Annotated in this window: 25 protein-coding genes, 1 riboswitch and 1 other annotated feature; all 25 genes read right to left on the bottom strand. The window is 46.4% G+C overall.

Annotated features, from left to right (window positions below):
• Positions 1–118: 118 nt before the first annotated feature.
• The 25 genes from pyrR to AB1K91_RS18140 all read right to left on the bottom strand — a co-directional run bounded on the left by pyrR (position 119) and on the right by AB1K91_RS18140 (position 25,817).
• Positions 119–664, bottom strand: coding sequence for a bifunctional pyr operon transcriptional regulator/uracil phosphoribosyltransferase PyrR (gene pyrR, locus AB1K91_RS18260; RefSeq protein ID WP_413091928.1), 546 nt, complete (start codon positions 662–664; stop codon positions 119–121).
• Between the two features lie 174 nt (positions 665–838).
• Entirely contained in the window at positions 839–1,750 is a 912-nt protein-coding gene (locus AB1K91_RS18255) for an RluA family pseudouridine synthase (protein WP_093726674.1), read from the bottom strand.
• The gene (gene lspA / locus AB1K91_RS18250; protein WP_244499282.1) at positions 1,747–2,211 is read right to left on the bottom strand and encodes a signal peptidase II; all 465 of its coding nucleotides are present in this window, start codon (positions 2,209–2,211) and stop codon (positions 1,747–1,749) included. The genes AB1K91_RS18255 and lspA overlap by 4 nt, the downstream gene beginning before the upstream one ends.
• A 113-nt stretch (positions 2,212–2,324) precedes the next feature.
• Positions 2,325–5,078, bottom strand: a complete 2,754-nt coding sequence (ileS, locus tag AB1K91_RS18245; RefSeq protein WP_413091925.1) for an isoleucine--tRNA ligase — start codon at positions 5,076–5,078, stop codon at positions 2,325–2,327.
• 59 nt (positions 5,079–5,137) lie between these two features.
• Positions 5,138–5,359 (bottom strand) — a binding site (T-box leader).
• A 69-nt stretch (positions 5,360–5,428) separates the two neighbouring features.
• On the bottom strand, positions 5,429–5,929 hold the full coding sequence (locus AB1K91_RS18240; protein ID WP_093726676.1) for a DivIVA domain-containing protein: 501 nt from the start codon (positions 5,927–5,929) through the stop codon (positions 5,429–5,431).
• Positions 5,930–6,001: 72 nt separating this feature from the next.
• A complete protein-coding gene (locus AB1K91_RS18235; protein ID WP_413091923.1) occupies positions 6,002–6,775 on the bottom strand; it encodes a YlmH family RNA-binding protein in 774 nt (257 codons plus the stop codon).
• Between the two features lie 21 nt (positions 6,776–6,796).
• A complete protein-coding gene (locus AB1K91_RS18230) occupies positions 6,797–7,054 on the bottom strand; it encodes a YggT family protein (RefSeq protein ID WP_413091921.1) in 258 nt (85 codons plus the stop codon).
• Positions 7,055–7,060: 6 nt separating this feature from the next.
• A complete protein-coding gene (locus tag AB1K91_RS18225; protein WP_093726679.1) occupies positions 7,061–7,501 on the bottom strand; it encodes a cell division protein SepF in 441 nt (146 codons plus the stop codon).
• Positions 7,502–7,518: 17 nt separating this feature from the next.
• On the bottom strand, positions 7,519–8,196 hold the full coding sequence (locus AB1K91_RS18220; protein ID WP_413091919.1) for a YggS family pyridoxal phosphate-dependent enzyme: 678 nt from the start codon (positions 8,194–8,196) through the stop codon (positions 7,519–7,521).
• Positions 8,193–9,005: a peptidoglycan editing factor PgeF gene (gene pgeF / locus AB1K91_RS18215; protein ID WP_413091918.1), complete on the bottom strand. Its 813-nt coding sequence runs from the start codon at positions 9,003–9,005 to the stop codon at positions 8,193–8,195. Before pgeF ends, AB1K91_RS18220 begins: the two co-directional genes overlap by 4 nt.
• 61 nt (positions 9,006–9,066) lie before the next feature.
• Entirely contained in the window at positions 9,067–9,330 is a 264-nt protein-coding gene (locus tag AB1K91_RS18210; RefSeq protein ID WP_413091916.1) for a YlmC/YmxH family sporulation protein, read from the bottom strand.
• 96 nt (positions 9,331–9,426) lie between these two features.
• A complete protein-coding gene (sigG, locus tag AB1K91_RS18205) occupies positions 9,427–10,209 on the bottom strand; it encodes an RNA polymerase sporulation sigma factor SigG (RefSeq protein WP_413091915.1) in 783 nt (260 codons plus the stop codon).
• Between the two features lie 124 nt (positions 10,210–10,333).
• A complete protein-coding gene (gene sigE / locus AB1K91_RS18200) occupies positions 10,334–11,053 on the bottom strand; it encodes an RNA polymerase sporulation sigma factor SigE (protein ID WP_413091913.1) in 720 nt (239 codons plus the stop codon).
• Between the two features lie 17 nt (positions 11,054–11,070).
• Entirely contained in the window at positions 11,071–11,991 is a 921-nt protein-coding gene (spoIIGA, locus tag AB1K91_RS18195; protein WP_413091912.1) for a sigma-E processing peptidase SpoIIGA, read from the bottom strand.
• Between the two features lie 175 nt (positions 11,992–12,166).
• A complete protein-coding gene (gene ftsZ, locus AB1K91_RS18190) occupies positions 12,167–13,327 on the bottom strand; it encodes a cell division protein FtsZ (RefSeq protein ID WP_413091910.1) in 1,161 nt (386 codons plus the stop codon).
• Between the two features lie 59 nt (positions 13,328–13,386).
• Positions 13,387–14,670 (bottom strand): cell division protein FtsA, encoded by a 1,284-nt coding sequence (gene ftsA / locus AB1K91_RS18185; protein ID WP_413091908.1) that lies wholly within the window; start codon positions 14,668–14,670, stop codon positions 13,387–13,389.
• Positions 14,671–14,902: 232 nt separating this feature from the next.
• Positions 14,903–15,685: a cell division protein FtsQ/DivIB gene (locus AB1K91_RS18180; protein WP_413091907.1), complete on the bottom strand. Its 783-nt coding sequence runs from the start codon at positions 15,683–15,685 to the stop codon at positions 14,903–14,905.
• Between the two features lie 408 nt (positions 15,686–16,093).
• A complete protein-coding gene (locus AB1K91_RS18175) occupies positions 16,094–17,281 on the bottom strand; it encodes an acyl-CoA dehydrogenase family protein (RefSeq protein WP_413091905.1) in 1,188 nt (395 codons plus the stop codon).
• 4 nt (positions 17,282–17,285) lie between these two features.
• Positions 17,286–18,677: an LLM class flavin-dependent oxidoreductase gene (locus AB1K91_RS18170; protein WP_413091903.1), complete on the bottom strand. Its 1,392-nt coding sequence runs from the start codon at positions 18,675–18,677 to the stop codon at positions 17,286–17,288.
• 18 nt (positions 18,678–18,695) lie between these two features.
• Positions 18,696–19,961, bottom strand: coding sequence for an MFS transporter (locus tag AB1K91_RS18165; protein WP_413091901.1), 1,266 nt, complete (start codon positions 19,959–19,961; stop codon positions 18,696–18,698).
• A 12-nt stretch (positions 19,962–19,973) separates the two neighbouring features.
• A complete protein-coding gene (ssuE, locus tag AB1K91_RS18160) occupies positions 19,974–20,525 on the bottom strand; it encodes an NADPH-dependent FMN reductase (RefSeq protein WP_413091899.1) in 552 nt (183 codons plus the stop codon).
• A gap of 90 nt (positions 20,526–20,615) precedes the next feature.
• A riboswitch (SAM riboswitch) is annotated at positions 20,616–20,722 on the bottom strand.
• 156 nt (positions 20,723–20,878) lie between these two features.
• Complete coding sequence (gene spoVE, locus AB1K91_RS18155) at positions 20,879–21,982, bottom strand: stage V sporulation protein E (protein ID WP_413091897.1); 1,104 nt, start codon at positions 21,980–21,982, stop codon at positions 20,879–20,881.
• A gap of 71 nt (positions 21,983–22,053) precedes the next feature.
• The gene (gene murD, locus AB1K91_RS18150) at positions 22,054–23,406 is read right to left on the bottom strand and encodes a UDP-N-acetylmuramoyl-L-alanine--D-glutamate ligase (protein ID WP_413091895.1); all 1,353 of its coding nucleotides are present in this window, start codon (positions 23,404–23,406) and stop codon (positions 22,054–22,056) included.
• Positions 23,406–24,386: a phospho-N-acetylmuramoyl-pentapeptide-transferase gene (gene mraY / locus AB1K91_RS18145; protein WP_413091893.1), complete on the bottom strand. Its 981-nt coding sequence runs from the start codon at positions 24,384–24,386 to the stop codon at positions 23,406–23,408. Before mraY ends, murD begins: the two co-directional genes overlap by 1 nt.
• 78 nt (positions 24,387–24,464) lie before the next feature.
• Positions 24,465–25,817, bottom strand: a complete 1,353-nt coding sequence (locus AB1K91_RS18140) for a UDP-N-acetylmuramoyl-tripeptide--D-alanyl-D-alanine ligase (protein ID WP_413091891.1) — start codon at positions 25,815–25,817, stop codon at positions 24,465–24,467.
• Position 25,818: the final 1 nt, after the last annotated feature.

Here is a 25,818-nt window from a genome sequence, read left to right as displayed (position 1 = left end):
CCCTATAAAAAAAGCCTCTTTGCGATTTTGGTCGCAAAGAGGCACACGTCTGCCACTTCACGTGACGACGTTGTTGCTTGCGACCTTGTAAGCCTCTCTGGACTTACCTTAAAGGTCCTTATTCATTTTCGTAAATATCCACGCTCTCGTAATCATCTGTCTCTTGCAGTTCGACGACGATGACTTCCGATTGCGAAGTCGGGATATTTTTCCCGATATAATCGGCTCGTATCGGCAGTTCCCGATGGCCTCGGTCGATCAGGACAGCTAATTGGATCTGTGCTGGACGTCCCGCGTCCATGATCGCATCCATTGCTGCTCTCACTGTTCTTCCCGTGTATAACACATCATCGATCAAGATGACAGTCTTATTCGTCAAATCCGTTCCGAGCTTCACTGGCTGCACCATCGGCTCTTGATCCTCTGACGCATGCGCCAAATCATCCCGGTATAGTGTAATATCCACTTCTTCAAGCGGCACTGTCGCTTGTTCGATTCCTTCGATTTTCTGCTGCAGACGTTTCGCGATGGGAACACCTCTAGTCTGGATTCCGACAAGCACCAGATTTTCCGGTCCTTTATTGCGTTCCAGGATTTCATGTGCAATCCGTGTCAGTGCACGCCCGATTGCAGCTTGATCCAGCAGGGTCGCTTTTTTATTCATTCTTTTCCCACCTTTCCTTGAAGCTATGAAAAAAACCCCTTATCGCCATGAGGCAATAAGGGGCATGGATACACACACGTATCCCGTTCATCTCCGCTTCCTTATCAGCCTCTCTGGACTGTCTTAAAGGTTCTTATTTAACTTCATTCAGTATCGCATGTCAGTGTGTGACTGTCAAGCATTGAATTGAAGCTTGTCCAATTCTTCTTGGAAAACTTGCGGAACAGGCGCTTCGAAATGAAGCCATTCCCCTGTTATCGGGTGATGGAATCCAAGTACTGCGGCGTGTAGTGCTTGCCCGTCGATATCCAATGTTCTGCGCGGGCCATATTTTGGATCTCCGGCAAGCGGGTAGCCAATGTATTGCATATGCACGCGGATTTGATGCGTTCTGCCTGTCTCCAGCTTACATTCTACATATGTGAAATCTTCAAAACGCTCCAGCACCTCAAAATGCGTCACTGCAGGCTTGCCATTCTCAACGACCGCCATTTTTTGACGATCATTCGGGTCACGGCCGATCGGTGCTTCAATAGTTCCGAATTCATGGTCGATGACACCATGTACGATAGCCCGGTATTTCCGTTCAATATCGTGATCCTTCAACATATCCGTCAATTTCTGATGGGCTTTATCATGCTTAGCAACAACTAGCAAGCCGCTTGTATCCTTATCGATACGGTGGACAATACCTGGACGCATCGTTCCATTGATACCGGAAAGATCTTTCAGATGGTAAAGCAGCGCATGTACCATCGTACCAGACTGATGTCCATTGGATGGATGTACAACCATCCCGCGCGGTTTGTTTACAACTGCAATATCAGCATCTTCATAGATGATTTCAAGCGGGATGTCCTCTGCTTCGATTTTCATTTCTTCAGGTTCAGGAATCGTCCAGGCGATTACATCTCCCTCTTGCACAGTATACTTATTTTTCACCTTGGTGCCGTTCACCGTAACCAGATCATCCTTGATCCAGCTTTGCGCCTGACTCCGGGAAACATCTTCCTGGATATCAGACAGCAGTTTATCGATGCGCAAACCCGCTTGCTCGGCTGCGACTGTATGTTCCAACTGACTCATGCTTCTTTTCTTCCTTTCTTTCTCTCATCAAGCAGCATCGCAATAATGATGAGGATGACACCTACAACCAGACAGGAATCCGCCACGTTGAAGATGGGATAATGATAGTCACCGAATCGTGTATCGACGAAATCGACGACTTCTTTTCGGAACAGCCGATCGATGAAGTTCCCGATTGCTCCCCCAAGAACGAGTGACAGACCAGTCCCCATCAATTTGCTTTCCTTGCTATATTTCACAATATAATAACTGACTATGACAATAACAATCGCTGTCACAAGATAAAAGAACCAAAAATGCCCCTCTAAAATGCCCCAGGCCGCTCCTCGATTACGGTGTGAAGATAGATACAGGAAGTTGTCGATGATCGAGATGGACTCTCCTTCCGTCATATTCTTCACTACTGCCAACTTTGTTAGCTGATCGATGATGATCAGAATGATCGCGATGACAAAATACATGGACTTCATTTCCTCCGTTCGATACAATCTATCTTGCATTTTACCATAGATAGGCTGAAAAAGATTGTATAGATAAAAAGAAAGCTCCGCTAAAAAGCGAAGCTTTCTCCCCATTATGCGTGATAATGTGCTTCTACGATCTCTGCACAGCGTGAACATAGTTCTGGATGTTTCTCATCCTGACCAACTGTTTCAGAAGCAACCCAGCAGCGTTCGCATCGTTCTGCCGGATGTTTCTCCACGCGGACGGCCACATGCTCATAATCTGCCGCTTCTGCATCTGTGTCCACTACATTGGCTTCGGATACGATAAGCAGTTGATGCAGATTATCGATACCTTGAAGCAGCTGTTTTGTTTCATCATCTTTGGCAACGATTGTCAATTTGGATTCAAGTGACTTACCAATTACCTTCTCACTGCGTGCAATTTCCAATGCTTTCAAGACATCATCACGGACTTTCATAAAATGATCCCATTTTGCAAGCAAAGTGTCATGATCTGCAATTGCGATATCTTCAGGGAAGTCTGTCAGCTGAACGCTCTCTGCTTTTTCACCAGGGATATGACTCCATGCTTCCTCTGTTGTATGAGCAAGAATCGGTGCAAGCATTTGCACAAGCGCTTTGACGATTTCATAATAAGCAGTTTGGATGCTGCGGCGAGCCGGATGATCAGCAGCTTCGATATAAAGGATATCTTTACCGAAATCAAGGTAAAACGCACTAAGCTCTACCGAACAGAAGCTTAGGATGGCAGAATATACATCCGCAAACTCGTATTTGTCATAGCTCATGCGTACGCGCTTGATCAAATCGGAAAGCTTCGCAAGCATGTAGCGATCAACTTCCACCATGTCAGCATGCGCTACGCTATCTTTAGCAGGATCGAAATCATGCAAATTAGCCAGCAGGAAGCGGAACGTATTCCGGATTTTACGGTAGCCTTCTGATGTTTGTTTGATAATTTCATCAGAGATGCGGACATCAGATTGATAGTCAACAGAAGCAACCCATAGACGAAGGATATCGGCACCGTACTGCTTCATGATCTTCGACGGTACGACGATGTTTCCTAGTGATTTACTCATCTTCTTGCCTTTTCCGTCCAATGCGAATCCGTGGCTTAGGACCGCTTTATACGGTGCTTTGCCTGTTACGGCAACAGCAGTCGTCAAGGAAGAGTTGAACCAGCCGCGGTATTGGTCGGAGCCTTCCAGATAAAGATCAGCTGGACGCTGCAATTCCGGACGATTCACTAATACACCTTGGTGGGAAGAACCAGAATCGAACCATACGTCCATGATATCTGTTTCCTTCGTGAAGATGCCGTTCGGGCTATGCTCGGAAGTGAACCCTTCCGGAAGCAAATCCTTCGCTTCTCTTTCGAACCAGACATTGGAGCCATGCTCGAGGAAGAGATCGGACACATGCTGGATCGTTTCCTCTGTGATGATCGTTTCGCCATTTTCGCCGTAGAATACCGGAATCGGAACACCCCACGCGCGCTGACGGGAAATACACCAGTCTTCGCGGTCACGGAACATGTTATAAAGACGTGTTTCGCCCCATTTCGGGAACCATTCCACTTCCTTGATCTGTTCGATGATCTGGTCACGGAAAGCTTTGATGGAAGCAAACCATTGAGCTGTTGCACGATAGATGACCGGTTTTTTCGTACGCCAGTCATGCGGATAAGAATGCGTGAAGAAATCGAGTTTCAATAAGGCACCTTTTTCTTCAAGCAATTCTGTGATATTTTTGTTTGCCTTATCATAGAATACACCTTCAAAACCAGGAGCTTCCTTCGTGAATACGCCTTTGTCATCCAATGGGCTGATGATCGGCAGTTTGTATTTCTGGCTGGCAAAGAAATCTTCTTCCCCGTGTCCAGGTGCTGTGTGTACACAGCCTGTACCGCTGTCTGTCGTTACATGTTCGCCAAGGATGATCAATGATTCACGGTCATAGAATGGATGCTGTGTCGTTACATATTCCGCTTCTTTACCTTTGAACGTTTTCAAAACATGCGGATCGTTCCATTCGAGCGTTTCCGTTACACTGTTCAGCAATTCTTCCGCAACGACATATTTCTCTGTACCGACTTGGGCTACCACATATGTCACTTCCGGGTGAAGGGAGATCGCAACGTTTGCTGGCAACGTCCAAGGAGTTGTCGTCCAGATGATGAATTTCTCATCACCATCGAAGAGATTTTTACCATCTTTCACTTGGAATGCAACATAAATGGATGCAGAACGTTTATCTTGATACTCGATTTCCGCTTCTGCCAAAGCTGATTCAGAAGAAGGAGACCAGTATACCGGCTTCATTCCTTTGTAGATATAGCCGCGTTTCGCCATTTCACCGAAGACTTTGATTTGTGCTGCTTCATAATCCTTTGTCAACGTGATGTACGGGTTATCCCAGTCACCACGGACACCAAGCTGTTTGAACTGCGTGCGCTGGTTGTCGATTTGCTGCATCGCATATTCTGCACAAAGACGACGGAATTCCGCGACTGTCATTTTCTTACGGTCGACTTTTTTCTTCGTGAGCGCCTGCTCGATCGGCAGACCGTGTGTATCCCAGCCCGGAACATACGGTGCGTGGAATCCAGACATGGATTTGTAGCGGACGATGAAGTCCTTCAATACTTTGTTCAGCGCATGCCCCATGTGCAGGTCGCCATTGGCATATGGAGGTCCGTCATGCAAGACGAAAAGCGGACGTCCTTCCGTTCTTTCCTGCACTTTTTTGTAAATGTTTTCTTCTTCCCATTCCTGCTGCATTTTTGGTTCTTTGTTCGGCAGATTGCCGCGCATCGGGAATGCCGTTTCCGGCATCAGCAATGTGTCTTTGTAATCCAATATTCTTCCTCCTTATCATGACCGAGCTTGGGGTAAAAAAAAGAGCCCCTCATCATCCCAAAAGGGACGAGAGAGACTCGCGGTACCACCCTTATAGACAGACTAGCATCATCCATCCACTCGAAATTCGTAACGTGAATGAGACGTCCATTTCTACTGCTTGCGGTTCGAATGGAAACTAGCGGGTGATATTCGGAAGAAATACCGTACCAGGCTCCCACCTTCCCTGGCTCGCTTTAAAAGCGGTATGGACTTCCTACTGTCCCGATCACAGTCTTTATATCTTGGTCATATTGTTTGCTTATAATAGTAAAATTATATGTAAGTTTGCCAAAAACGTCAAGCGGACTTTATTCCGCCGTCTCTTCCTCAGGCTCATATGCTACCTCGGTCGCGAATAAACCATCCCAATCATCCGTTTCAATCATTTCAAGCTGTGCTTCCACAAGCATCTTCAAGCGTGTACGGAATACTTTCGCCTGCTTTTTGAGCTCCTCTACTTCCAAGGCAATCTGGCGTGACTTCGTGAGGGACTCGTTGATGATCCGGTCGGCATTCTTCTCCGCTTCCTTGATGATCAGCTTGGACTCTTTCATTGCGTTGCCCTTCACTTCTTCTGCAGTTTCCTGCGCTACAAGAATCGATTTGTTCAAAGTCGTCTCGATATTATTGAAATGACCAAGACGTTCTTCCAGCTGCTGGACCCGTTCTTCCAAATCCTTCTTCTCACGGATGATGATCTCATAATCCTTGATCACCCTGTCGAGGAAGTCGTTTACATCATCTTCATCATAACCGCGGAATCCGCGGGCGAACTCTTTATTGTGGATATCCAAAGGTGTTAATGGCACGACGGCCACCTCCTGTTAAAAGATCTATAATAGCTGTTATTCGACAAAGATAGCATAAAACAGCCGTTTCGGCTACTTTAATTTTTCCAGTGTGATACGCTGCTTGTCCTTCTTGGTTGTACCTTTTACTTGTGCAAGCTTTCCTCGTCCTTTGCCGCGCAGGGAAATGAGGTCGCCTTCAGCCAGCTGATAGCTGACGTCTTCGACAGTCCTGAAGTTGACTTTGACGAGGCCTTTTTGAATGCGTTCGGCAGCCTGCTGCCTCGACATCCGGTAGAGCTCCTTCATGACGGCGTCCAATCTGAGCGAAGATACGGTAGCTTCCATGTTCACCCACTCCAGCTTTTCCGGACTGAATCTCGCAGGATCGACCGAATCCCATGATACCTTTGCCCGTTTAATCTCCAAGAGATTCGCATGTATGTAGGCAGCGATGTCCGAAGTAGTGAAAAGCTGGATCACGCCATCACTCACACTGATATCGCCCAGTTTTTTGCGATCGATGCCAAGGGAAAGGAAAGACCCCATCACATCACGATGTTCAAGCGTGACGAATTTAGCGGGATAGGCAGCTTCGAGCAATTCGATGCTGAAATCCTCCGGTGTGATATTGTCATATATCGGAGCTATGAGACCCCGCTTTCTTTCCGCATTTTCGGATCCGCCTGAAAAAGCCCACTGCAGTTCGGGCTGGCCGCTTAGCAGCTGCTGGAAAATCAGCTGTTCCCGTGGATCCAAAAAGTCGGTAACCCGAGGCTGATACTGGCGTTCCACTTGTTCCATCCAGGATAGGATCTGGTCGATGAAAGGACGTTCCTCTTCCCGGTAATGCTGATAGATACTCACGTCGAGTTGTACACCTCATCATTAGAAAATCATAAAGTAAATAGTTCTTAATCCACTTTCCGCTAACCGCAGGACTAAGATTCCCACGATGGGAGAAATATCGATCATGCCTAGCGGCGGAATGAACCGCCTGAATACTTCAAGATAAGGTTCACAGATTCTTCCAAGGATTTCACCAAATGCCGATTGTCTAGCTCCAGGGAACCAAGACATCAAAATATAGACAATCAATGCCAAAGAATAGACTGTGAAGGCTGTCTGAATTATGCTCCAAAGCATCTGCTTCTACCACCTCTTATTATAATCATCTTGTTCCTCCAGCATATCGGATATACTACCGGTCAGTTCTATATTGTCCGGAGCACACAGGAAGGTCTGGCTGCCCAGCTTCTGGATATCTCCATTAACCGCGTAGACGGTACCGCTCAGAAAATCAACGATCCGCTTAGCTTGGTGATGGTCAACACGCTGCAAATTGAGCACCACTGCCCTTCTGTTCACAACATGATCAGCGATTTCCTGTGCTTCATTATAAGTCCTCGGCTCACAAAGAACGACTTTGGAAGATGATTGTACACTTTTCAAGCTCACGACGTTCTGATTCTGGTTACGTCCGCTTTGACGGTACGGTTCGATTTCTTCCTGTTCTTCAGGCTGTTCCTCGACGTATTCATATTCCTCATCATCCACAGTAAAGAAATTTTTCATCTTATTCTTGAAACTCATATTCTTCACCTCGCTTATTAATATGGACCTACAAGGGCAGAGCCTACTCTGACGTGAGTCGCTCCTTCTTCTATTGCAATTTTGTAATCATTACTCATTCCCATGGATAACAATGTGCAGGGTGCATGGGACATATTTTGAGCCGCAGCTTCATCACGCAGCTGTCTCAATCCGCTGAAAACACTGCGGAGCACATCTTCATCCTGAGTATTGGGTGCCATTGTCATCAGGCCGACAACCTCAATTGCCGGATATGCTGCAAGTTCCTGGATGAAAGCGAGTGTTTCAGCTGGTGATACGCCGGATTTGGTTGCTTCTGCACTTACATTGACCTGGACGAAGCACTTGATCTTCTTGGCTGCCCTTTTCTGTATTTCCTTTGCCAATGAAAGCCTGTCGAGTGCATGCAGATAATCCACTTGATTGATGACTTCTTTCACTTTCCTGGATTGCAGACTTCCGATGAAATGCCAAATGGCTTCGTCCCCGATTGCCGCCTGCTTCTCTAGAAAGCCCTCGATCCGGTTCTCGCCCAAATCGACAATACCAGCATCGACAGCTTCTTTTGTTCGTTCAATTGTAACATATTTCGTAACGGCAAGGAGGGTTATATCCTCGGTTTTTCGGCCCGATTTGGCCGCTGCCGAGCTGATATCCTCCCTGATCAGTTTCAGATTCTGTTGTACAGTATTCATACTTGCTCCTCTTTCATCCCGATAAAACCGATCATTCTGCCGGTTTTTCCTTGATCTTCCCGATGCGAATAAAATTCCGGGGAATCATATGTACAGTAAGCTGCTGTCAGTATATTCCCATATGCGATACCTGCTTGCTGCAAATAAAGCCGGTTGAGTTCCTGCAAATCGAGCTGGTATCGCTCCTCACCGCGTGACTCCAGCACTTTCTTGTGGAATTGCACGGGAATCTGCTGCACGATTCGATCATCGACTTCATACCGTTGTTTGGATATGCACGGTCCGATCATCGCTTGCAGATTATTCCTGTCAGCTCCTTGTGCGCAAAGCGCCTCCACCATTTTCCCTGCCATATCGGCGACGGTTCCGCGCCAGCCGGCATGCGCCATTCCAATCCATCCGCTAGTAGCGTCGAAAAAATAAAGCGGCACGCAGTCAGCAAAAAATGCCGAAAGGAGTATCCCTTTTTCCTTGGTGATCAGACCATCCACTGCCGGCAGACTGTCGGTCAAATCCCTGCTGCCCCGGCCAGCTTCCTGTTTTGTGACGACTGTTATTTCCGTACCATGGACTTGTTCCCCCAAGACCCATTGATCCAATGGAAACTGAATCACATCTGCAAGCAGCTCACGGTTTTGGATGACATCCTTTGGTTCATCGCCGACATGCAGTCCCATATTCAGACTATCAAAAGGTGCTTTGCTGACACCGTTGTATTTTGTTGTTATCCCGCTGACGATGCTGTCAGGAGCCGACCATCCGCCAAGCTCCATATACAGCCTATCCAGACGGGAAGCTGTTTCCTTCATATGGTACCCACTCCTCTGATTGCTTTTATAGTACCATATTTCCGTCTGTTTCTGTACAAGATTACTTACTTGCTTCCTCCGTTACCGATGCTTGTTCAGGACTTTTGATCAAAATGACATCCGTCCCGATTGTAATGATTTGATTCCACGGTACGACCAATTCTTCTTCCTTGCCGAATAGCCCCATCATTTTCCCACGGAGTGTCACGATTATCGCCGATATGTGGCCATTCTGTTCATTGATTTCCAAATCGGATACATTCCCTACCTTTTTCCCGTTTTCCATCAAAATTATATCTTTCATCTGCAATTCGGTAAGCGTCATATTACTTAACCCCTTTGCTGCTTTTTTCTAGTCTATGCGGCCAAGCCCGACAATTAGCATCCAAACATAAAAAAAGACACCTGAGTCAGGTGTCTTTCATTCGAACATTTGCTTATTCATCTCTTCGATTGCAGCTTTCTCCAGCCGTGATACTTGTGCTTGCGATATACCGATTTCATCGGCAACTTCCATTTGGGTCTTTCCTTGGAAGAAGCGCTTATTCAGTATCATTTTCTCCCGCTCGTTCAAGCGGTGCATGCCTTCTTTAATCGATAGGTTATCCAGCCAGGCTGCATCGTTCTCCGATTCGCTGCGCAGCTGGTCCAATACGAAGATCGGATCGCCCCCATCGTTATAAATCGGCTCGAATAAAGACACCGGATCCTGGATGGCATCCATGGCAAATGTGATGTCAGAAGGTTGTACGCCAAGCTCAGCAGCAATCTCTGCTGTTGTCGGATCTTTCGATGTCTTTGCGATCAGCTGCTCCCTTACTTGCAAAGCTTTGTATGCTGTATCACGCAAAGAACGGGACACACGAATCGGATTATTGTCTCTTAAGTAGCGGCGGATCTCCCCAATGATCATCGGCACTGCGTATGTAGAAAAACGCACATTATGCTTCAAATCGAAATTATCAATGGATTTCATTAGTCCGATACAGCCTACTTGAAAAAGATCGTCGACATATTCCCCTCGGTTATTGAAGCGCTGGATCACGCTGAGCACGAGGCGTAGATTCCCATTGACGAGTTCTTCGCGGGCTGAAATGTCGTCTTCTTGCTGCATGCGGATGAATAGCTTTTTCATTTCCTCATTTTTGAGTACTGGCAGTTTTGAAGTATCTACCCCACATATTTCAACTTTCTGTCTCGACATGTTCCTTGACCTCCCGATTGAAGATGCGATGCAAGCACAGTATCTCCCCTCGGGAATTTTTTTATGCAAAGACAAAAAGTGCCTGTCATTGTCCGAGAAGGACAAATACAGGCACCAGTAAGGTTTATAGCATTTTATTAAATTCTTTTTGCAGTCTGCGGATGATTTTCTTTTCCAGACGGGAAATATAGGATTGGGAAATGCCAAGCATATCGGCAACATCCTTTTGGGTCTTTTCTTCTTGCCCGACAAGCCCAAAACGCAGCTCCATGATTTGCTTTTCCCTGTCATTCAGTTGTTCCAATGCTTTCTTTAACAAGTTTTTGTCTACATTTTTCTCGATATCCTTCGTGATGATATCATCATCTGTTCCCAAAACATCGGACAACAGCAGCTCATTACCGTCCCAATCGATATTCAGCGGTTCATCGAAAGATATCTCCGATTTCAGCTTGCTGTTCCTGCGCAGGTACATAAGAATCTCATTTTCGATACAGCGGGAAGCATACGTCGCCAGCTTGATTTTCTTTTCCGGATTGAAAGTGTTCACTGCCTTTATCAAACCAATTGTTCCGATACTGATCAAATCTTCAATATTGATACCGGTATTTTCAAACTTCCTTGCGATATAGACTACCAAACGCAGATTCCGTTCGATAAGCATTGCCCTAGCCGATTTATCGCCAGTTGGCAGGAGCTGAAGCAATTTGAACTCTTCTTCTTTTGACAAGGGTGGAGGTAATGCCTCGCTGCCGCCAATGTAATAGATTTCTTTCCGTTTGATACCTAATTTGACAAGAATCTTATACCACCATATTTTCAGCTTCCATGCTCTTTTACCCATGTTTTTCTCCCTTCTTCTTAGCCTGCTTGCGTGCTGGCATCATGTACAAGTGACGGATGGAGCAAACAGTGATACCGATGATCCGTTGTCAGATTACCGAATTGAATACCAATCCAGACCCGATCTGTTTCGATTATCGTTTGATCCAATTCAATCAAAATACTATCCGGCTTCAATACAAGCATAAGTGCTCCTTCCCCATTAACACCTTGATATGGAACGACGGAAAATTCATAAGGCCAATCCTTTGGCAGCAGATCCAAATCCAAATTGTTGTTTGCTTGAGCCAGCAGCTGCCAGTCTTCTTCAGTGAACCAGTTTCTCAAAAAATGTTGATCACAGATAACGACAGGCCGCTTCGTCAACGGATCAGACAGGTGATTCCCGCTATCGATGAATCCGTCTGTCTTATGTGAAATGCCATTGATGCTCACTTGAACGACATGCAGCTGATCATATCGGAACTGCTCAAAACGCTGCTTGTCCATCCTGCTTTTCGTAAAATACAATGCGACCGGAAACATGATGGCTACGAACAACCAGCTGACGTGATCACCATATCCTGTACTTACCGTCAAGAAGGAGGCAGGTGTGAATGCAGCTTGAGTCTGCAGCATATAGTGAAAGGCGAACAGGCTCCCACCTGCTGCAAAGGTAACGAAATAAAAAAGCAGCAGCAGTTTCAAGAAGCGAGTGATCGACCGAAAACCGAATGCTGTCCAGATGATGAGTACCGAATAAAGTAATTTACCCATCGGATGGGTAAGAAAGCTTTCTGGAAAAAAGACAGTCACCGGAACTATTAGTGATGCAACGATGGCGCCTGTAAAAATACGAAACTTAGGTACTTGTATCCTGGCAATCGCAAGCGTACAAAGCAGCAGCAGCCAGTCCAAAAACAAGTTGAGTGTCCAGACGGCATCCAGATAGATTGTCACGTCAGCTCTTCCTTTCTCCTTTAATAGATGAAGCTAGTATAACGGAGAGCTGATTCAAATACTGTCAGTTTATGCATGCTAAGCCGCACTATTTTTATGTATTTTCCGCCTAATTTGTCTAACATTTTTCAGCATAAAAAAAAGGATAGCATCATAGGATGCTATCCTTTAAGAATTATTTTCTGCGGTTGCGATTACGAAGGAATGTCGGGATATCCAACGTATCCTCTTCCTGTTTGCGCGGCTGTGGAGATGGTGTTTCCCGGCGCAATTCCTCACGCTCTCTTCTTCTTTCCGTTGTAGCTGGCTGCTGCGTGCTTTGTGTTTCCTTCTGGGCCGGACGTGCTTTCGGACGAGGTGCATTCATCGCTTGTTGAATCTGCGCTTCATCGAAACCTGTCGCGATGACAGTCACAACGATTTCGTCTTTCAAATCTTCATTGATGACGGAACCGAAGATCACGTTCACTTCCTGATCAGCTGCACTAGTTACGATGTCGGCAGCTTCCTGTACTTCATACAGGCTCAAGTTCGTACCACCTGAAATATTCATCAAGACACCGTGTGCCCCATCAATCGATGTTTCAAGCAATGGAGAGCTGATGGCTTTCTTGGCTGCTTCCGTTGCCCGGTTCTCACCCGTCGCGATTCCGATACCCATAAGGGCAGACCCTTTATCAGCCATGATTGTTTTCACGTCAGCAAAGTCGACATTGATCAGACCAGGTACGGCAATCAATTCGGAAATGCCTTGTACACCTTGGCGAAGGACATTATCCGCTTCACGGAATGCTTCAAGCATCGGAGTATTTTTATCGACGATTTCAAGCAAGCGGTCATTCGGGATGACGATCAGTGTATCAACGCTGCCTTTGAGCGCGTCTGTACCTGCTAATGCCTGAGTCTGACGCTTCCGTCCCTCGAATGAGAAAGGACGTGTCACGATTCCTACTGTCAAAGCACCGAGCTCCTTGGCTACTTGTGCGATAACTGGGGCAGCACCCGTACCGGTTCCGCCTCCCATACCTGCTGTGACAAATACCATGTCGGCACCTTGCAGCGCTTCCTGGATCTGTTCTTTGCTTTCCTCAGCGGCTTTGCGGCCAACTTCCGGATTGGCACCTGCACCAAGTCCGCGCGTCAATTTTGCACCAATTTGCATCTTGACATCTGCTTTTGATAGATTCAATGCTTGTGAATCGGTGTTCACCGCAATGAATTCGACGCCTTGGACGCCATGTTCGATCATCCGGTTGACGGCGTTGCTTCCGCCCCCGCCGACGCCGATGACTTTTATCGTAGCCAATGTTTCCATATTTGTGTCAAACTCTAACATCTTAACGTCCTCCTATTTACAAACCGTCTCCCTTAAAATCCCTAGTTGACGTGTCTGTCTTAATCGAAAAAGTACTTGAACAGGTTGGCAATACCTGATTCCTTCTTTTTTTCTTCGCCTTTTTTCTTTTCTGATTTGGTAGGTTTCGCCGGTCTTCCATCCGGTTCATCGAAGTCTCCCTCTGATACAGCAGAGAAGATTTCCTTACCTTGTATTCTCGCATTCCGATAGGCAAATTGCAAGATTCCTACGGCGCTGGTGAACTGCGGTTCCCTGACTCCAAGATAATCCGGGATCGCAAGTCTCACATTCGCTTGGAAACAATCCTGCGCAAGCTCCAGCATACCAGGCATCATGGATGCCCCGCCAGTGAGGACGTACCCCCCTGGAAGTTCAGGGAAGCCCATACGCTTGATCTCACTGTCTGCGTATGCAAAGATTTCCTCTACACGGGCTTCTGCGATATCAGCGACATCCAGCTGCGAAAAAGTCTGTTTTTTATTGCTGCCGATGATGGAAGCTTCGAATGTTTCTTCCTCTCTCGCATCATCATAGAAGGCATGTCCATATCCAATCTTGATTTCTTCTGCTTCTTCCGAGGAAGTCTTCAGCCCAATCGATATATCCTTGCTGATATTGTCACCGCCAAGCGGGACGACACTCGTCGCCATCAACTGGCCATCGCCAAACACAGAGACAGTCGTATTGCCCCCGCCAATGTCGATCAAGCCTACACCAAGGCTCTTTTCATCTTCCGAAAGTGCGACAGCCCCTGCAGCCAAAGGCTGCAGACATATATCCATCACTTCTAGGTTGGCTCTCTCGACGCATTTCAATAGATTATGTAAGACTGTTCGGGAACACGTAATGATGGTTCCTTCCATTTCTAATCGTACACCGATCATGCCGCGCGGGTCATTGATACCATCCAGGCCATCCACAATGAATTGCTTCGGAATGACATCGACGATTTCCCTCTCAGGCGGAATGGATACCACTTGTGCTGCATCGATTACACGTGCAACATCTTCATCGTCTATTTCCCTTGTTTCACTGGAAACAGCAACTACCCCATGACAGGATTGCAGCTGAATTTGATTGCCATTCACACCGACGACCACGCGCTCGATTTGCATGCCCACCATCCGCTCGGCTTGCTCGACAGCATTCCGGATTGATTGGACGGTCTGATCGATATCAACGATGGCGCCTTTTTTCAAACCATTTGATTTTGCCGTACCGACACCGATTATGTTAAGGGAATCCTGGAAAACTTCCCCGATAATCACTTTAATTTTTGATGTTCCTACATCTAAGCTGACTAAAATTTCACTGTTGTTCACGTAAGGCACCTCCTAATCCTAGAGACATGTCGCCCAGCATTGTTTTTACATTTTCGTTTCATAATTAACATTTGAATTGAGACACGCATAATTATAACAAATTTCACGAGAAATTTTGTCTAAAAAACGACATTCTGTAAGAATTCAGCCTAATATACTCGTATTTGATTCGACTATACCGCATATAGCGCGTTTATTCTACATAAACTAGCAAAATACCATGAATTTCTGCTTATTGACCTTCTTCTTGCTCACCATCTTCTTTTTTCTTCTCCGCAGGCTCGAAATAAGTGCCGACTCCCATATGGAGTACACCATCGACTTCTGGATCAAGCTGTGCTGCAATGCTTGGATAAGCCTCCATGTTTGTGGCAAATGTACGGATCGTTCCTTGAACTTCCATTCCATCATTCATGAATAACTGAATGACGTATTGATTGTCTTCGGTAGGCTTGTAGTGTATCTCTGAAATGAGCCTCGTAATCGATGCTGGCAGCTGGTCAAGTTCTTCCGCCATCTCATCCAGATATTTATCATCCGAAAAGCCATAGAGTATCGGGGCATCGGACTTTGGCTGGTCCCATTTCTTTTCTGAAATACTTCCATTCGTAAGCAGCGCACGATAACTGCCGTCCAGCTGCAGATAACCTACCCTCCCGAGCTCCGATACCTTGATTGTAACAGTGGCCGGAAAGCTTCGGCTTATAGACACTTTCTCGACTTCCTCATTCTCTTCTATTCGCTTGATTGCTTCATCCTTGTCAATCCGCCACATATTATCCGAAGTCGTCAAGCCGCTGCTTTGGATAATCGTCTCTTCCGGAAGGAAATCATTCCCTTTTACTTCCAAACGATGAATATTGCTAAGCGGTGATTGCAAGTAGACAATGATGGAGATAAGTACAAAGAAGATAGACAAGTAGAATATCAGCCGTCTATTCGCCTTCTTTTTCCTTGCTTGTTTTAATTTCGGAATACGGTCCTCGATGGAAACAATTTTCTTTTTTTCGCTCATTTCCTCTTCTTCCTATGCTGTACAGTCAAAAACTGCTTGTATTGTAATTATAAAATTATAACACATTCGTATAATGGAAAAAGTCTGTACCCAATAATTTGTAAACAAATCCCCTTCAAAAAAGGTGTCTTTACCTAATTACATAAAAAGTTGCCAATCTCCTTCTTCAATGGTCAAGAAATAAAACTTCATCCATCTACTATCGTTTGCCTCTGTTTCTATCAATTATAATTTTCTCTTCTGCCTTTCTCCCCTATTCTATCATGACATTCGTTTCTGCGAGCTCCGTTTTGTCGGTCAAGCCTTGTTTTTTTCTCGTGGTAAATATAGCCACAGCCACTATTAAGCCCCTTCTTTAATCGCGTATATGACAGAACATGGCAGAGTAAAGAAAAAAGAAACCTCGAATCAGGAGGTTTCTTCCCACAAATCATCCGATATTCCTACAATCTGCTTTGCCAGAATGTCACGGGCTAAATTGTTGGAAGGACCCATTACAATACCCGCTCTGGCATCACGGTAAAACCTTTCCAGCTTACCAATTTTATAACCGTACCCACCGGTAATGTCCATTGCGATTTGTGCAATCTCATTTACCATTTCCGAAGCATGAATCTTGAATGACAGTAAATCCTGCTGGGTGGCAGGATGAAGCTTATCCAAACCGCGGTCGAGCTGCTGATCAATTTCAATACGAAGCTGATTCAACCAGGCAGTGAGGCTTTTATGCCGAATCACGGCTTTGGCAAGCAAAGCTCGTATAACCTGGTAATCACCAAGGCTCTTACCAATATCTCGGTGATGATTACGCTTGCAGTACGTTGTGATTTCTTCTACTATTCCTCCAGCCAGTCCTGTCCAAACAGAACCCAACCCGAGCAAATAAGCAATACTCCCTTCTACAATGGACCTGCCAGCCCCCTCGGCCCCGAGCAAATTTTCCTTTGGCACCTGCACGCTGCTCAATGTCAGCGATGAGCTATGATTTCCTTTTACACCGAGGGCATCCCAGCTTCCCCAGCTTAAACCAGGATCGGACCCTTCAATGATGAAGTAACTCAAATCATCAGCTGATACGTTATCTGGAGTCCCGGTTTGGATAATATAAAAATCAGCATAACCGCTGCTGGTCGTAAATGATTTTTCCAGATTCAGCTCATATCCATCTTGTGTTCGTTTCGCTTTGCTTGTATTTATCCAGTACCTGCCACCGGAGGCCCTTTCGCTTGTGGAGGTTGTGCCAAACCAGCCATCTTGTACAGGTATCAGCCACTTCTCGTACTGTTCCTCTGTGCCGAATCGGTAAATGGCATCGGCTGCTTCTACGTGCATGGTATAAACAAGACCGGTGGATGGACAATGTGATGCAATTTTCTCCACTATAACGGAAAATGCTTCGTAGCCTGCAGCAAGACCTCCAAGGTCTTGCGGTAGCAAAATACCATTCAGCCCTTTTGCTGCAAGCGCCCGCATATTCGCTTTCGGAAAAACACTTTCTCTATCAGTTTGATCTGCAGAAGGAGCAATTGTTTGTTCAATTACTTCATCAATCAGTGAATGAATGGACGCTAATTGTTGTGTATGTTTATTATCCATGACGTTATACCGTTTGCTTTCCTTGTTCCTGAACTACTCTACCAATCTGTCGTGCTGGATGGTGTCCGGGCAGTCTGCTGCTTCCGCTTAAATTCTCACGCAGCGTATTACCTTCATATTTCTCCCTGATTCTGCCCCGTTCCTGTAGAATCGGTACTACATGATCAGCTAGATCTTTAAATGTTCCAGGAGTCACTGCGTAGGCAATATTGAAGCCATCTACGCCGGTCTGTTCCACCCAGTCCTCCATCATATCCGCAACTTGCTCCGGTGTTCCGGCAACTACGGGTCCCATTCCGCCGACACCTACAAACTCGGCCACTTCACGGACAGTCCATTTTTTATTCGGATCAATTTTCGTGAATATCTCCACTGCCGAGTGAATCGCTTCATTCTCGACAAAACGAAGCTCCTCGTCCGGATCGTATTCAGAAAAATCAATGCCGGTCCAGCCTCCGAGCAACACTAGACCTCCTTCATAGCTTGCATGCCTTCGATAGTCAGCCAATTTCTCCCGCGCCGCTTTCTCTGTCTCCGCTACAATCGGTGTAAAAAGACTCATCACTTTTATTTCCTCTGGATCACGCCCTTGACGTTTCGTCTCTTCACGAAGTTTATCAACATAGCTCTTTGTCACGGTGATCGTTGGCGTACTGATAAAGACACATTCCGCATGCTTAGCTGCAAATGTACGTCCTTTCAATGATGAACCTGCTTGGAATAATACCGGTGTCCGCTGCGGCGATGGCTCAGACAAATGGGCTCCGGGCACACTGTAATATGTGCCCTTGTGATGAATATCATGTACCTTATCAGGATCAGTGTACACTTTTCGTTTCGTATCACGAACGACGGCATCCTCTTCCCAGCTGCCTTCCCATAGCTTATAGCACACCTCCACATATTCCTCTGCAATGTTGTAGCGCTCGTCATGCCTGATTTGAGTATCCAGACCAAGATTTTTTGCCGCACTTTCCAAATAGGAAGTGACAATATTCCAGCCGACCCTGCCTTTTGTTAAGTGGTCCAATGTGGTTACCCGTCGTGCAAAGCTGTACGGATGCTCATAGGTGACAGATGCCGTGATCCCAAACCCTAAATGCTTTGTGACTTGCGCCATCGCCGGCACGACAAGCAGCGGGTCATTGACCGGCACCTGGGCAGCCTGGCGGACTGCTCCATCACGTGAGTTTTGGTGGACATCATATGTGCCCAGTACATCAGCCAAAAATAATGCATCAAAATGACCGCGCTCCAATATTTGCGCAAGTTCCGTCCAATAATCCAAGTCCTTGTAGCGATGCGCTTGATCTTCAGGGTGTGTCCACACCCCAGGTGATTGATGTCCAACGCAATTCATATCAAATGCATTCAGGTAAATCCGTTTGTTTGTCATTTGGTAATCCCCCTTTGGTTATCTGACGGCAAGCTCTTCCATCGCATGTATTTGCGCTCTTGCAGCAGGAGCTAGAAATGGCGTCAACAGAAAACTAAGCGCATAAAGAATTGCAAATCCCCACACAACACCGATAATGCCCATGTAATTGTTCAGTATCCCGACAAGCACCGGCCCAAGGAATTGACTGGCTCCGGCTCCTAAATTAAGTACTGAAATCGCTGCTCCGCGATTGGCAGGGGCAAGTGTCGGCAGGATGGCCGACAGCGGGACAAAGGCTGCAATGGCTGCACCGAAAAGAATAGCGTTCAGTATAAGCAGTGGGATGTTTGCTCCGAAGGCTACCGGAATGTAGTAGTAAAGCAGCGAACAGACAGCAGCTCCCACACAGCCGTACCAGCGGACTACCTTGACCCAGCCGATCCGATCGCCGAGCATTCCGAATAAGACCCCGGTCGCCATATTGCTGACTGACTGAATAGCCCAAAGCTGCAGCCATTGACTCGTTGAAATATCTAAGAAACTAGTGAAAAAGCCCGGCATGACAACAACAAAACCATACCATCCAGCAGTATTGATTGTCCGAAGCAGACCGCCGGCAGCAACCCGAGGACTTTCCCAAAGGATCGTGATCCCCTTCAAGGCTTCAGCCCATTTATTTTCTTTAAGCTGATCCTGAATTCTAAGCCCTTGCCGATCTTTGTCATCCACCAATACAACACCTAGAATTCCCCCAAGAATAATCCAGATAAGGGAACTCCACAGTGTTGCCATCTCTCCGATGAATGGAAGCAGGATACTTGGATAATAGGAACCAAGAAATCCTATTCCGCCAGCGAACATAAAGAAAAACCAGCCCATTGCCGTTGCTAGCTTTTGCTTCTCGGTACGATAGGCAATCCATACGATAAAAGCAAAGGCAAACAGCGGATAGCCAATACCACGCAGACCATACATGAGCACCATCATCGAAAAGTTTTCTAAATAAAGACCAAGATACAGAAAACCGATTTCGAAAACCACCCATGTTACCAGCCCAATCAGCATTGTCTTGCGCGGTCCGATGACCTCCCCAAGTACACCGGCAAGCCAAGAAGCGAATGTAAGTACAATGCCGTAAGCACTGAACATAATTGCCGACTGATTGGTCGTAAAGCCAATGTCAACTACATACTTAGACAGAAAAGCCTGTTCGATGCCATCACCGGTCATGAAGATAAGGATTGCAAGCAACCCGCCGATTACTTGAATCGGTATACCAAACAGCATTTTCTTTGACCCCATCGCCCTGCCACCTCACTTCACTGCGCTGGCGGCAAGGTTACGGCGGATCACATCTACAAGCTGATTTGTCTGCGTTTTGATTCTGTCAGCTGTTTCCTTATCTGCAATCGGCTGCTCTGGGTTGTCTTTGTTGATATGGTGGTCACATACATATACTCCTTGGAGTGGCTCCCCTTTTAAATTGGCGATGAGCGGTTTAAACGCATAATCTATCGCAAGCAAATGTGCCGAGCTGCCGCCTGTCATGATTGGAAGTACCGGTATGGTTTTAAACGCCTCCTGAGGAAGTAAATCGAGTAAAGCCTTCAATATGCCGCTGTACGATGCTTTATATACCGGTGAAGCGATGATCAATCCTTTCGCGTTCTTCACAGACAGGCCAGCCTCCACGATTTGCGGACTATCAAACCTTGCATAAAGCAAATCTTCCGGAGCAAAATCAATCACCCGGATCTCCTTGACTGTATAACCCTGCTCTTTGGCAAGTTTCCCCGCATAAGCTGCTGCCAGCTGCGATCGTGAGTGTTTGGACGGACTTCCTGATAGAATGATAATGTCTGTCATTTTGTCTTTTCTCCTTTTTTTGTAGTAGAGTGACTAAACGAAAAAAGCTCTCTTTTCCGAAGAAAAGAGAGCTTGATATTATCGTCCGCACTCTTATCTTCCAAGAATTTAATCTTGCTGGATTTAGCACCTTTCTGACATTGTCAGAGGTTGCTGAAGCTTCATCGGGCCAGTCCCTCGGCTTCTCTTGATAAGAACTGTATGAAATTGTTTTTAATGATACGCGCACCACCTTAAAAAGTCAATGGTAATTGCGCGAATTTTTTAATATATTGCATTTTTTCATTTCGTCCGATGCTCAAAGGTTAAATCTGCACTACGCCATCCTATTTTCCTGTTGCCCATACTAACTTTTAAAGTTTACTATATCTGCTGACATTCAATAGTATTCCGACGGAACTCAAAGTAAGTGTAAGCGACGATCCCCCATAGCTCAAGAACGGCAGCGTAATGCCGGTGACCGGAATCAAGCCGATTACGACACTGATATTGATCATGCATTGAATTGCAATCATTCCAGTGATGCCCAATGCCAGCAAGCTGCTGAAACCATCAGGGGCCCGGAGTGCAACTTGGATGCCACGCCATAAAAACAGCAGGAAAAGCAGCATGACGCCAGCACCACCTATGAAGCCGAGCTCCTCTGCTAAAATGGCAAAAATGAAATCCGTCTGCGGCTCCGGCAGATAGAAAAATTTCTGCAGGCTGTTCCCTAGACCGAGCCCCATCAGCCCTCCTGGACCGATTGCATAAAGGGATTGGATGATTTGAAAGCCTTCGCCCAAAGGGTCTTCCCACGGATCCAAAAAAGCGGTAATGCGCTGAATACGGTATGGTGCTGACAAAATCAGTGCTGCAAAAGCAGCTAAACCTATAATACCCAAACCGACAAAGTGGGAGATCCTGGCTCCGCTGACCAGAATCATCACCATGCATGTAAGCACAAGCACGACACCAGTTCCTAGATCCGGCTGGAGCATGATCATTCCGAATGCCGTAAATACGAGCAAGAGTGATGGCAGGAAGCCTTCTTTCAAGGAGGTTATATATTTCTGTTTAGCCGACAGATAGACCGCCAAATAGATGATCAATCCCAGCTTGGTGAATTCAGAAGGCTGGATACTGAACGCGCCTATCCCGATCCAGCTCCGTGCACCGCCGCGAACCATTCCGATACCGGGGATCAGGACGGCGATAAGTAAAATGAAACAAATCAGGAGAAGTACCTTTGCATATCTCCGCCAATTTTCATAATGCACCCTGGAAATGACCAACATCGCTCCGATCCCCACTCCGGCAAACAACAGCTGCCGTTTGGCAAAAAAGAAGCTATCGTCGAATTTATATTCCGCCCATATTGCAGAAGCACTGTATACCATGATGATACCGATTGTCAGCAAGCCCCCGATGGAAGAGAGCAATAGCCAGTCCGTCTTCGGAAGATTAGATTTACGCAAAGAAAAACCCCATTTCCTTGGATTGGAATTGGGGGTCCGCATGCAGCGAAGCGGCTGAGCAGGACAAGCCCCTACTCTAATGTATGCACCGCTTCCACAAACATGTCTCCTCTTTCTTCGAATGTCCGATACTGATCCCAGCTTGCACATGCCGGAGACAGCAAAATGACATCGCCGCTTTCGGAAATGCGATAGGCGATGGATGCTGCCTCTTTGACATCCTTGGCATGCTCGATAAGCTCGATACCAGCCATATAGGCAGTTTCCCGCAGTTTCTCAGCTGTTTCACCGAACACGATCAGCGCCTTTACATGTTCCATGAATGGAACGAGTGTTTCAAATGTATTGCCGCGATCCAAGCCGCCTGCAAGCAGGATGGTGGGCTGATCGAATGAAGATAATGCTTTGGATGTTGCAAGGATATTGGTGGCCTTGGAATCATTATAGAAGGCTCGGCCATTGATATGTTTAATATACTGCAGACGATGTTCAACGCCTGAGAATGTCTTCAATACGCGCTGGATGCCTTCATTGGTCGCCCCTGCCAGCTTGGCAGCTGCAACAGCAGCGAGTATGTTTTCCAGCTGGTGGCCGCCGACAAGGAGTATGTCCTTGATTGCCGCTACCGGCTCATCTTTGAAATACACATGTGATTCATCATACCATGCTCCGTTGTCCAGCTTTCGTGCACCGGAAAAAGGAACAAGCGTCGCTTGTGCCTCATTGACTATCTCGCGCAGCCGTTCATCTTCCGCGTTATAGACAAGATAATCGCTCTTATCCTGATTACGGAAGATATTCGCTTTCGCCTGCTCATAGTTTTCAAGGGAATGGTGATAATCCAAATGTGCTTCGAAGATATTCAGCATCACACTGATGTGCGGCCTAAACTGATCTATGCCTTGGAGCTGGAACGATGAAAGTTCCAAAACAAGCCGGTCGTCTTCCGTTGTCTTATTGGCAACCTCAGATGCGGCCGTTCCAATGTTACCTGCGACATACGTACTCACCTGGCTTTCCTGGAGCATCTCATAAGCAAGTGTCGTCGTAGTCGTTTTTCCATTTGAACCGGTAATGCCGATCAATGTGCCTTTATGGAGCAAACCGGCCAGTTCCACTTCCGTCAGCACAGGGATATCCCTCTCCATGGCTGCTTGCACGATCACATTTTCATAGCGGATGCCTGGATTTTTGATCAAGACATCCATACCATCCAGAAGTTCCACTTCTTGCGGCCCAAGCTTCACTTCGGCACCTTTTTGTTCCAATATTCGGATCAGCTCTTCCTGGTTGGATGCATTCAAATCACTTACACGTACATTACGCCCGTGGGCGAGCAATGTACTCGCAGCAGCAAATCCGCTTTTAGCTAAGCCGAGTACAAGCACATGCTGATATGGGAATGCGGTTTCGAAATCAGGCATCATAATCCCACCTTCATGTAAACGCCGATGACAGCGAATAATAGTCCCACAGCCCAGAATGTCGTGACGACACGCCATTCAGACCAACCGGACAACTCATAATGGTGGTGAAGCGGACTCATCTTGAACACCCGTTTCCCAGTCGTCTTGAATGATATGACCTGGATCATGACGGAAAGTGTCTCGATAACGAAAACACCGCCGATGACAATCAGCAATACTTCCATCTTGGTAAGGATGGCTACCGCTGCAATTGCTCCGCCGAGTCCCAATGATCCCGTATCACCCATGAATACCTTCGCTGGATGCGCGTTGAATACAAGGAATCCAAGCAAAGCACCGACTACTGCCAAAGAAAATACGGTAATCTGTGTCTGCTGGACATCATAGTACGCCACGACAGCAAAAGCTCCAAAGGCAATTGCCGCGGTTCCTGCCAGCAAGCCATCCAGACCATCCGTCAAATTGACGGCATTGGATGCGCCGACCAACATGACAAGGATCAAGAAGAAATAACCCCAGCCTAGATCCCACTGAATCGATGTTCCCGGAATTTGTATGTACGTACCGAAATCGTTGTATCGAAGCAGTGCATAAAAAATAATCGCAATGATGATCTGACCGATCATCTTTTGCTTGGATGTCAATCCAAGATTCCGTTTCATTGCTACTTTGATGAAATCATCCAGGAAGCCGAGTAAGCCATATCCGACCAAGACGAATAATAGCAGCCATGTTTCCAGGCTCATATGAATATTTCCGATTGCATGCATGATCCATGTAGACACGACAATGCTGATCATGATCATCACGCCGCCCATCGTCGGTGTACCCGACTTCTTCATATGGGATTTAGGTCCTTCCTCACGAATACTCTGACCGAATTTCAACCTGCGAAGAAATGGTATGATTATTGGAGAAATAAGGACGGTGACGATGAATGCTACCGCAATTGTCACAAGTAATAGTGCCACGTTCATTGATGTTTTCCTCCTTTAAAAAAGCACCCGTCCAGTAAATGTTGACGCCAGTGGCGCCTCTATTCTGATTACCAGCTATTAATTCTCTTCCATAACAGCGATTGTGTCAAGTATGGATTCCATCTTCACCCCTCTTGATGCTTTCAGCAGCACAATCGTATCTTCCTGCAATAACGGCACCAATGCCTCTGCCAGGGATTCCTTGTCATGGAAGTGAATCGCCGTAATTTTTTCATCTTTCAATGCATCGGTGATTTCAACTGCGTCCTCACCAACTGTAAATACATAGGAAGTATCCGTCGTGATCGCGTTGGCAATTTCCCGATGATAGCGTTTTGATTCTGCCCCTATTTCATAAATATCCCCAAGTACGAGTATACGTTTTGCAAACGGCAGCTCCTGAACTGTCCGGATTGCTGCCTTCATCGAGGTCGGAGAAGCGTTATAAGCATCATTGATGATCTTGCTGCCATTCAACCCAGCAAGCATTTCCATTCGCATACCCGTCATTGACGGGGCATGCAATGCATGTTGAATATGATCCCGACTTACCCCAAGCTGTTTGCCTAGAACAATTGCATAGCCCGCATTCCGTACATTATGCGCCCCGAGCAAGGAAAATGTATATTTTTCTCCATTCACTGAAAAAACAGTCGCTGCATCAAGTGTCTGCTCGACATGCAGACGCTCTTTATTTTGCGCTTCGAAGCCGCAAGTGACAGTCGTCTTTTTATCATGATGATAGGATAAGAGGGGTTCATCCCCATCGATGATCAAAATGCCATCCTCAGCCAAACCAGCAGTGATTTCACTCTTCGCCTTGGCAATGCCTTCCCTTGAGCCAAGGAATTCAATATGGGATTCACCGATATTCGTTATAATTGCATAATCCGGCTGCGCAATATGGGATAATAATTCGATCTCACCGAAATTGCTCATCCCCATCTCCAAAACGAGTACTTCACAGGAAGGCTGCATCGTTAATACAGTGAGAGGCAAACCGATATGATTATTCAAATTTCCTTTGGTCGCAAGCACTTCGTATTTTTCTTTCAAAACACTTGTCACCAGATCTTTTGTAGTCGTTTTGCCGTTCGAACCGGTAATGCCGACAACAATCGGGTCAACTGCCACCCGGTGCGCTTTTGCAAGTTGTTGCAGTGCTTCCAACGTATCATCGACAAGAAATAGGACAATCGCAGCAGCAGCTTCCGGGACAGGGACTGATTTGTCCCATAGGGAAGCGACTGCTCCTTGCGTGATTGCCTGTTCTATGAAAGCATGTGCATCGAATCTTTCTCCCCTGATCGGGACGAATAGACTGTCAGGTGCTTCTTTCCTGCTGTCGGTATTTACTTGTACAATCTCAAAATCCTGCTGCTTCGTTGCATCAGGGAATAGATCATATAGGAAATCACTTGTAAATAGCATT

Origin of the sequence: Terribacillus jepli (genome assembly GCF_047228925.1) — a bacterium.
Classification (GTDB): Bacteria; Bacillota; Bacilli; order Bacillales; family Amphibacillaceae; genus Terribacillus.
This window is presented reverse-complemented; position numbering and strand designations above follow the sequence as displayed.

Excerpts from the sequence above, each read along its gene's own strand:
- pyrR (WP_413091928.1), bottom strand. The coding sequence starts at position 664 with ATGAATAAAAAAGCGACCCTGCTGGATCAAGCTGCAATCGGGCGTGCA.
- AB1K91_RS18255 (WP_093726674.1), bottom strand. The coding sequence starts at position 1,750 with ATGAGTCAGTTGGAACATACAGTCGCAGCCGAGCAAGCGGGTTTGCGC.
- lspA (WP_244499282.1), bottom strand. The coding sequence starts at position 2,211 with ATGTATTTTGTCATCGCGATCATTCTGATCATCATCGATCAGCTAACA.
- AB1K91_RS18230 (WP_413091921.1), bottom strand. The coding sequence starts at position 7,054 with ATGCTTTGGAGCATAATTCAGACAGCCTTCACAGTCTATTCTTTGGCA.
- AB1K91_RS18225 (WP_093726679.1), bottom strand. The coding sequence starts at position 7,501 with ATGAGTTTCAAGAATAAGATGAAAAATTTCTTTACTGTGGATGATGAG.
- AB1K91_RS18220 (WP_413091919.1), bottom strand. The coding sequence starts at position 8,196 with ATGAATACTGTACAACAGAATCTGAAACTGATCAGGGAGGATATCAGC.
- pgeF (WP_413091918.1), bottom strand. The coding sequence starts at position 9,005 with ATGAAGGAAACAGCTTCCCGTCTGGATAGGCTGTATATGGAGCTTGGC.
- AB1K91_RS18210 (WP_413091916.1), bottom strand. The coding sequence starts at position 9,330 with ATGACGCTTACCGAATTGCAGATGAAAGATATAATTTTGATGGAAAAC.
- sigG (WP_413091915.1), bottom strand. The coding sequence starts at position 10,209 with ATGTCGAGACAGAAAGTTGAAATATGTGGGGTAGATACTTCAAAACTG.
- sigE (WP_413091913.1), bottom strand. The coding sequence starts at position 11,053 with ATGGGTAAAAGAGCATGGAAGCTGAAAATATGGTGGTATAAGATTCTT.
- ftsZ (WP_413091910.1), bottom strand. The coding sequence starts at position 13,327 with ATGTTAGAGTTTGACACAAATATGGAAACATTGGCTACGATAAAAGTC.
- AB1K91_RS18180 (WP_413091907.1), bottom strand. The coding sequence starts at position 15,685 with ATGAGCGAAAAAAAGAAAATTGTTTCCATCGAGGACCGTATTCCGAAA.
- AB1K91_RS18175 (WP_413091905.1), bottom strand. The coding sequence starts at position 17,281 with ATGGATAATAAACATACACAACAATTAGCGTCCATTCATTCACTGATT.
- AB1K91_RS18170 (WP_413091903.1), bottom strand. The coding sequence starts at position 18,677 with ATGACAAACAAACGGATTTACCTGAATGCATTTGATATGAATTGCGTT.
- AB1K91_RS18165 (WP_413091901.1), bottom strand. The coding sequence starts at position 19,961 with ATGGGGTCAAAGAAAATGCTGTTTGGTATACCGATTCAAGTAATCGGC.
- ssuE (WP_413091899.1), bottom strand. The coding sequence starts at position 20,525 with ATGACAGACATTATCATTCTATCAGGAAGTCCGTCCAAACACTCACGA.
- murD (WP_413091895.1), bottom strand. The coding sequence starts at position 23,406 with ATGCCTGATTTCGAAACCGCATTCCCATATCAGCATGTGCTTGTACTC.
- mraY (WP_413091893.1), bottom strand. The coding sequence starts at position 24,386 with ATGAACGTGGCACTATTACTTGTGACAATTGCGGTAGCATTCATCGTC.
- AB1K91_RS18140 (WP_413091891.1), bottom strand. The coding sequence starts at position 25,817 with ATGCTATTTACAAGTGATTTCCTATATGATCTATTCCCTGATGCAACG.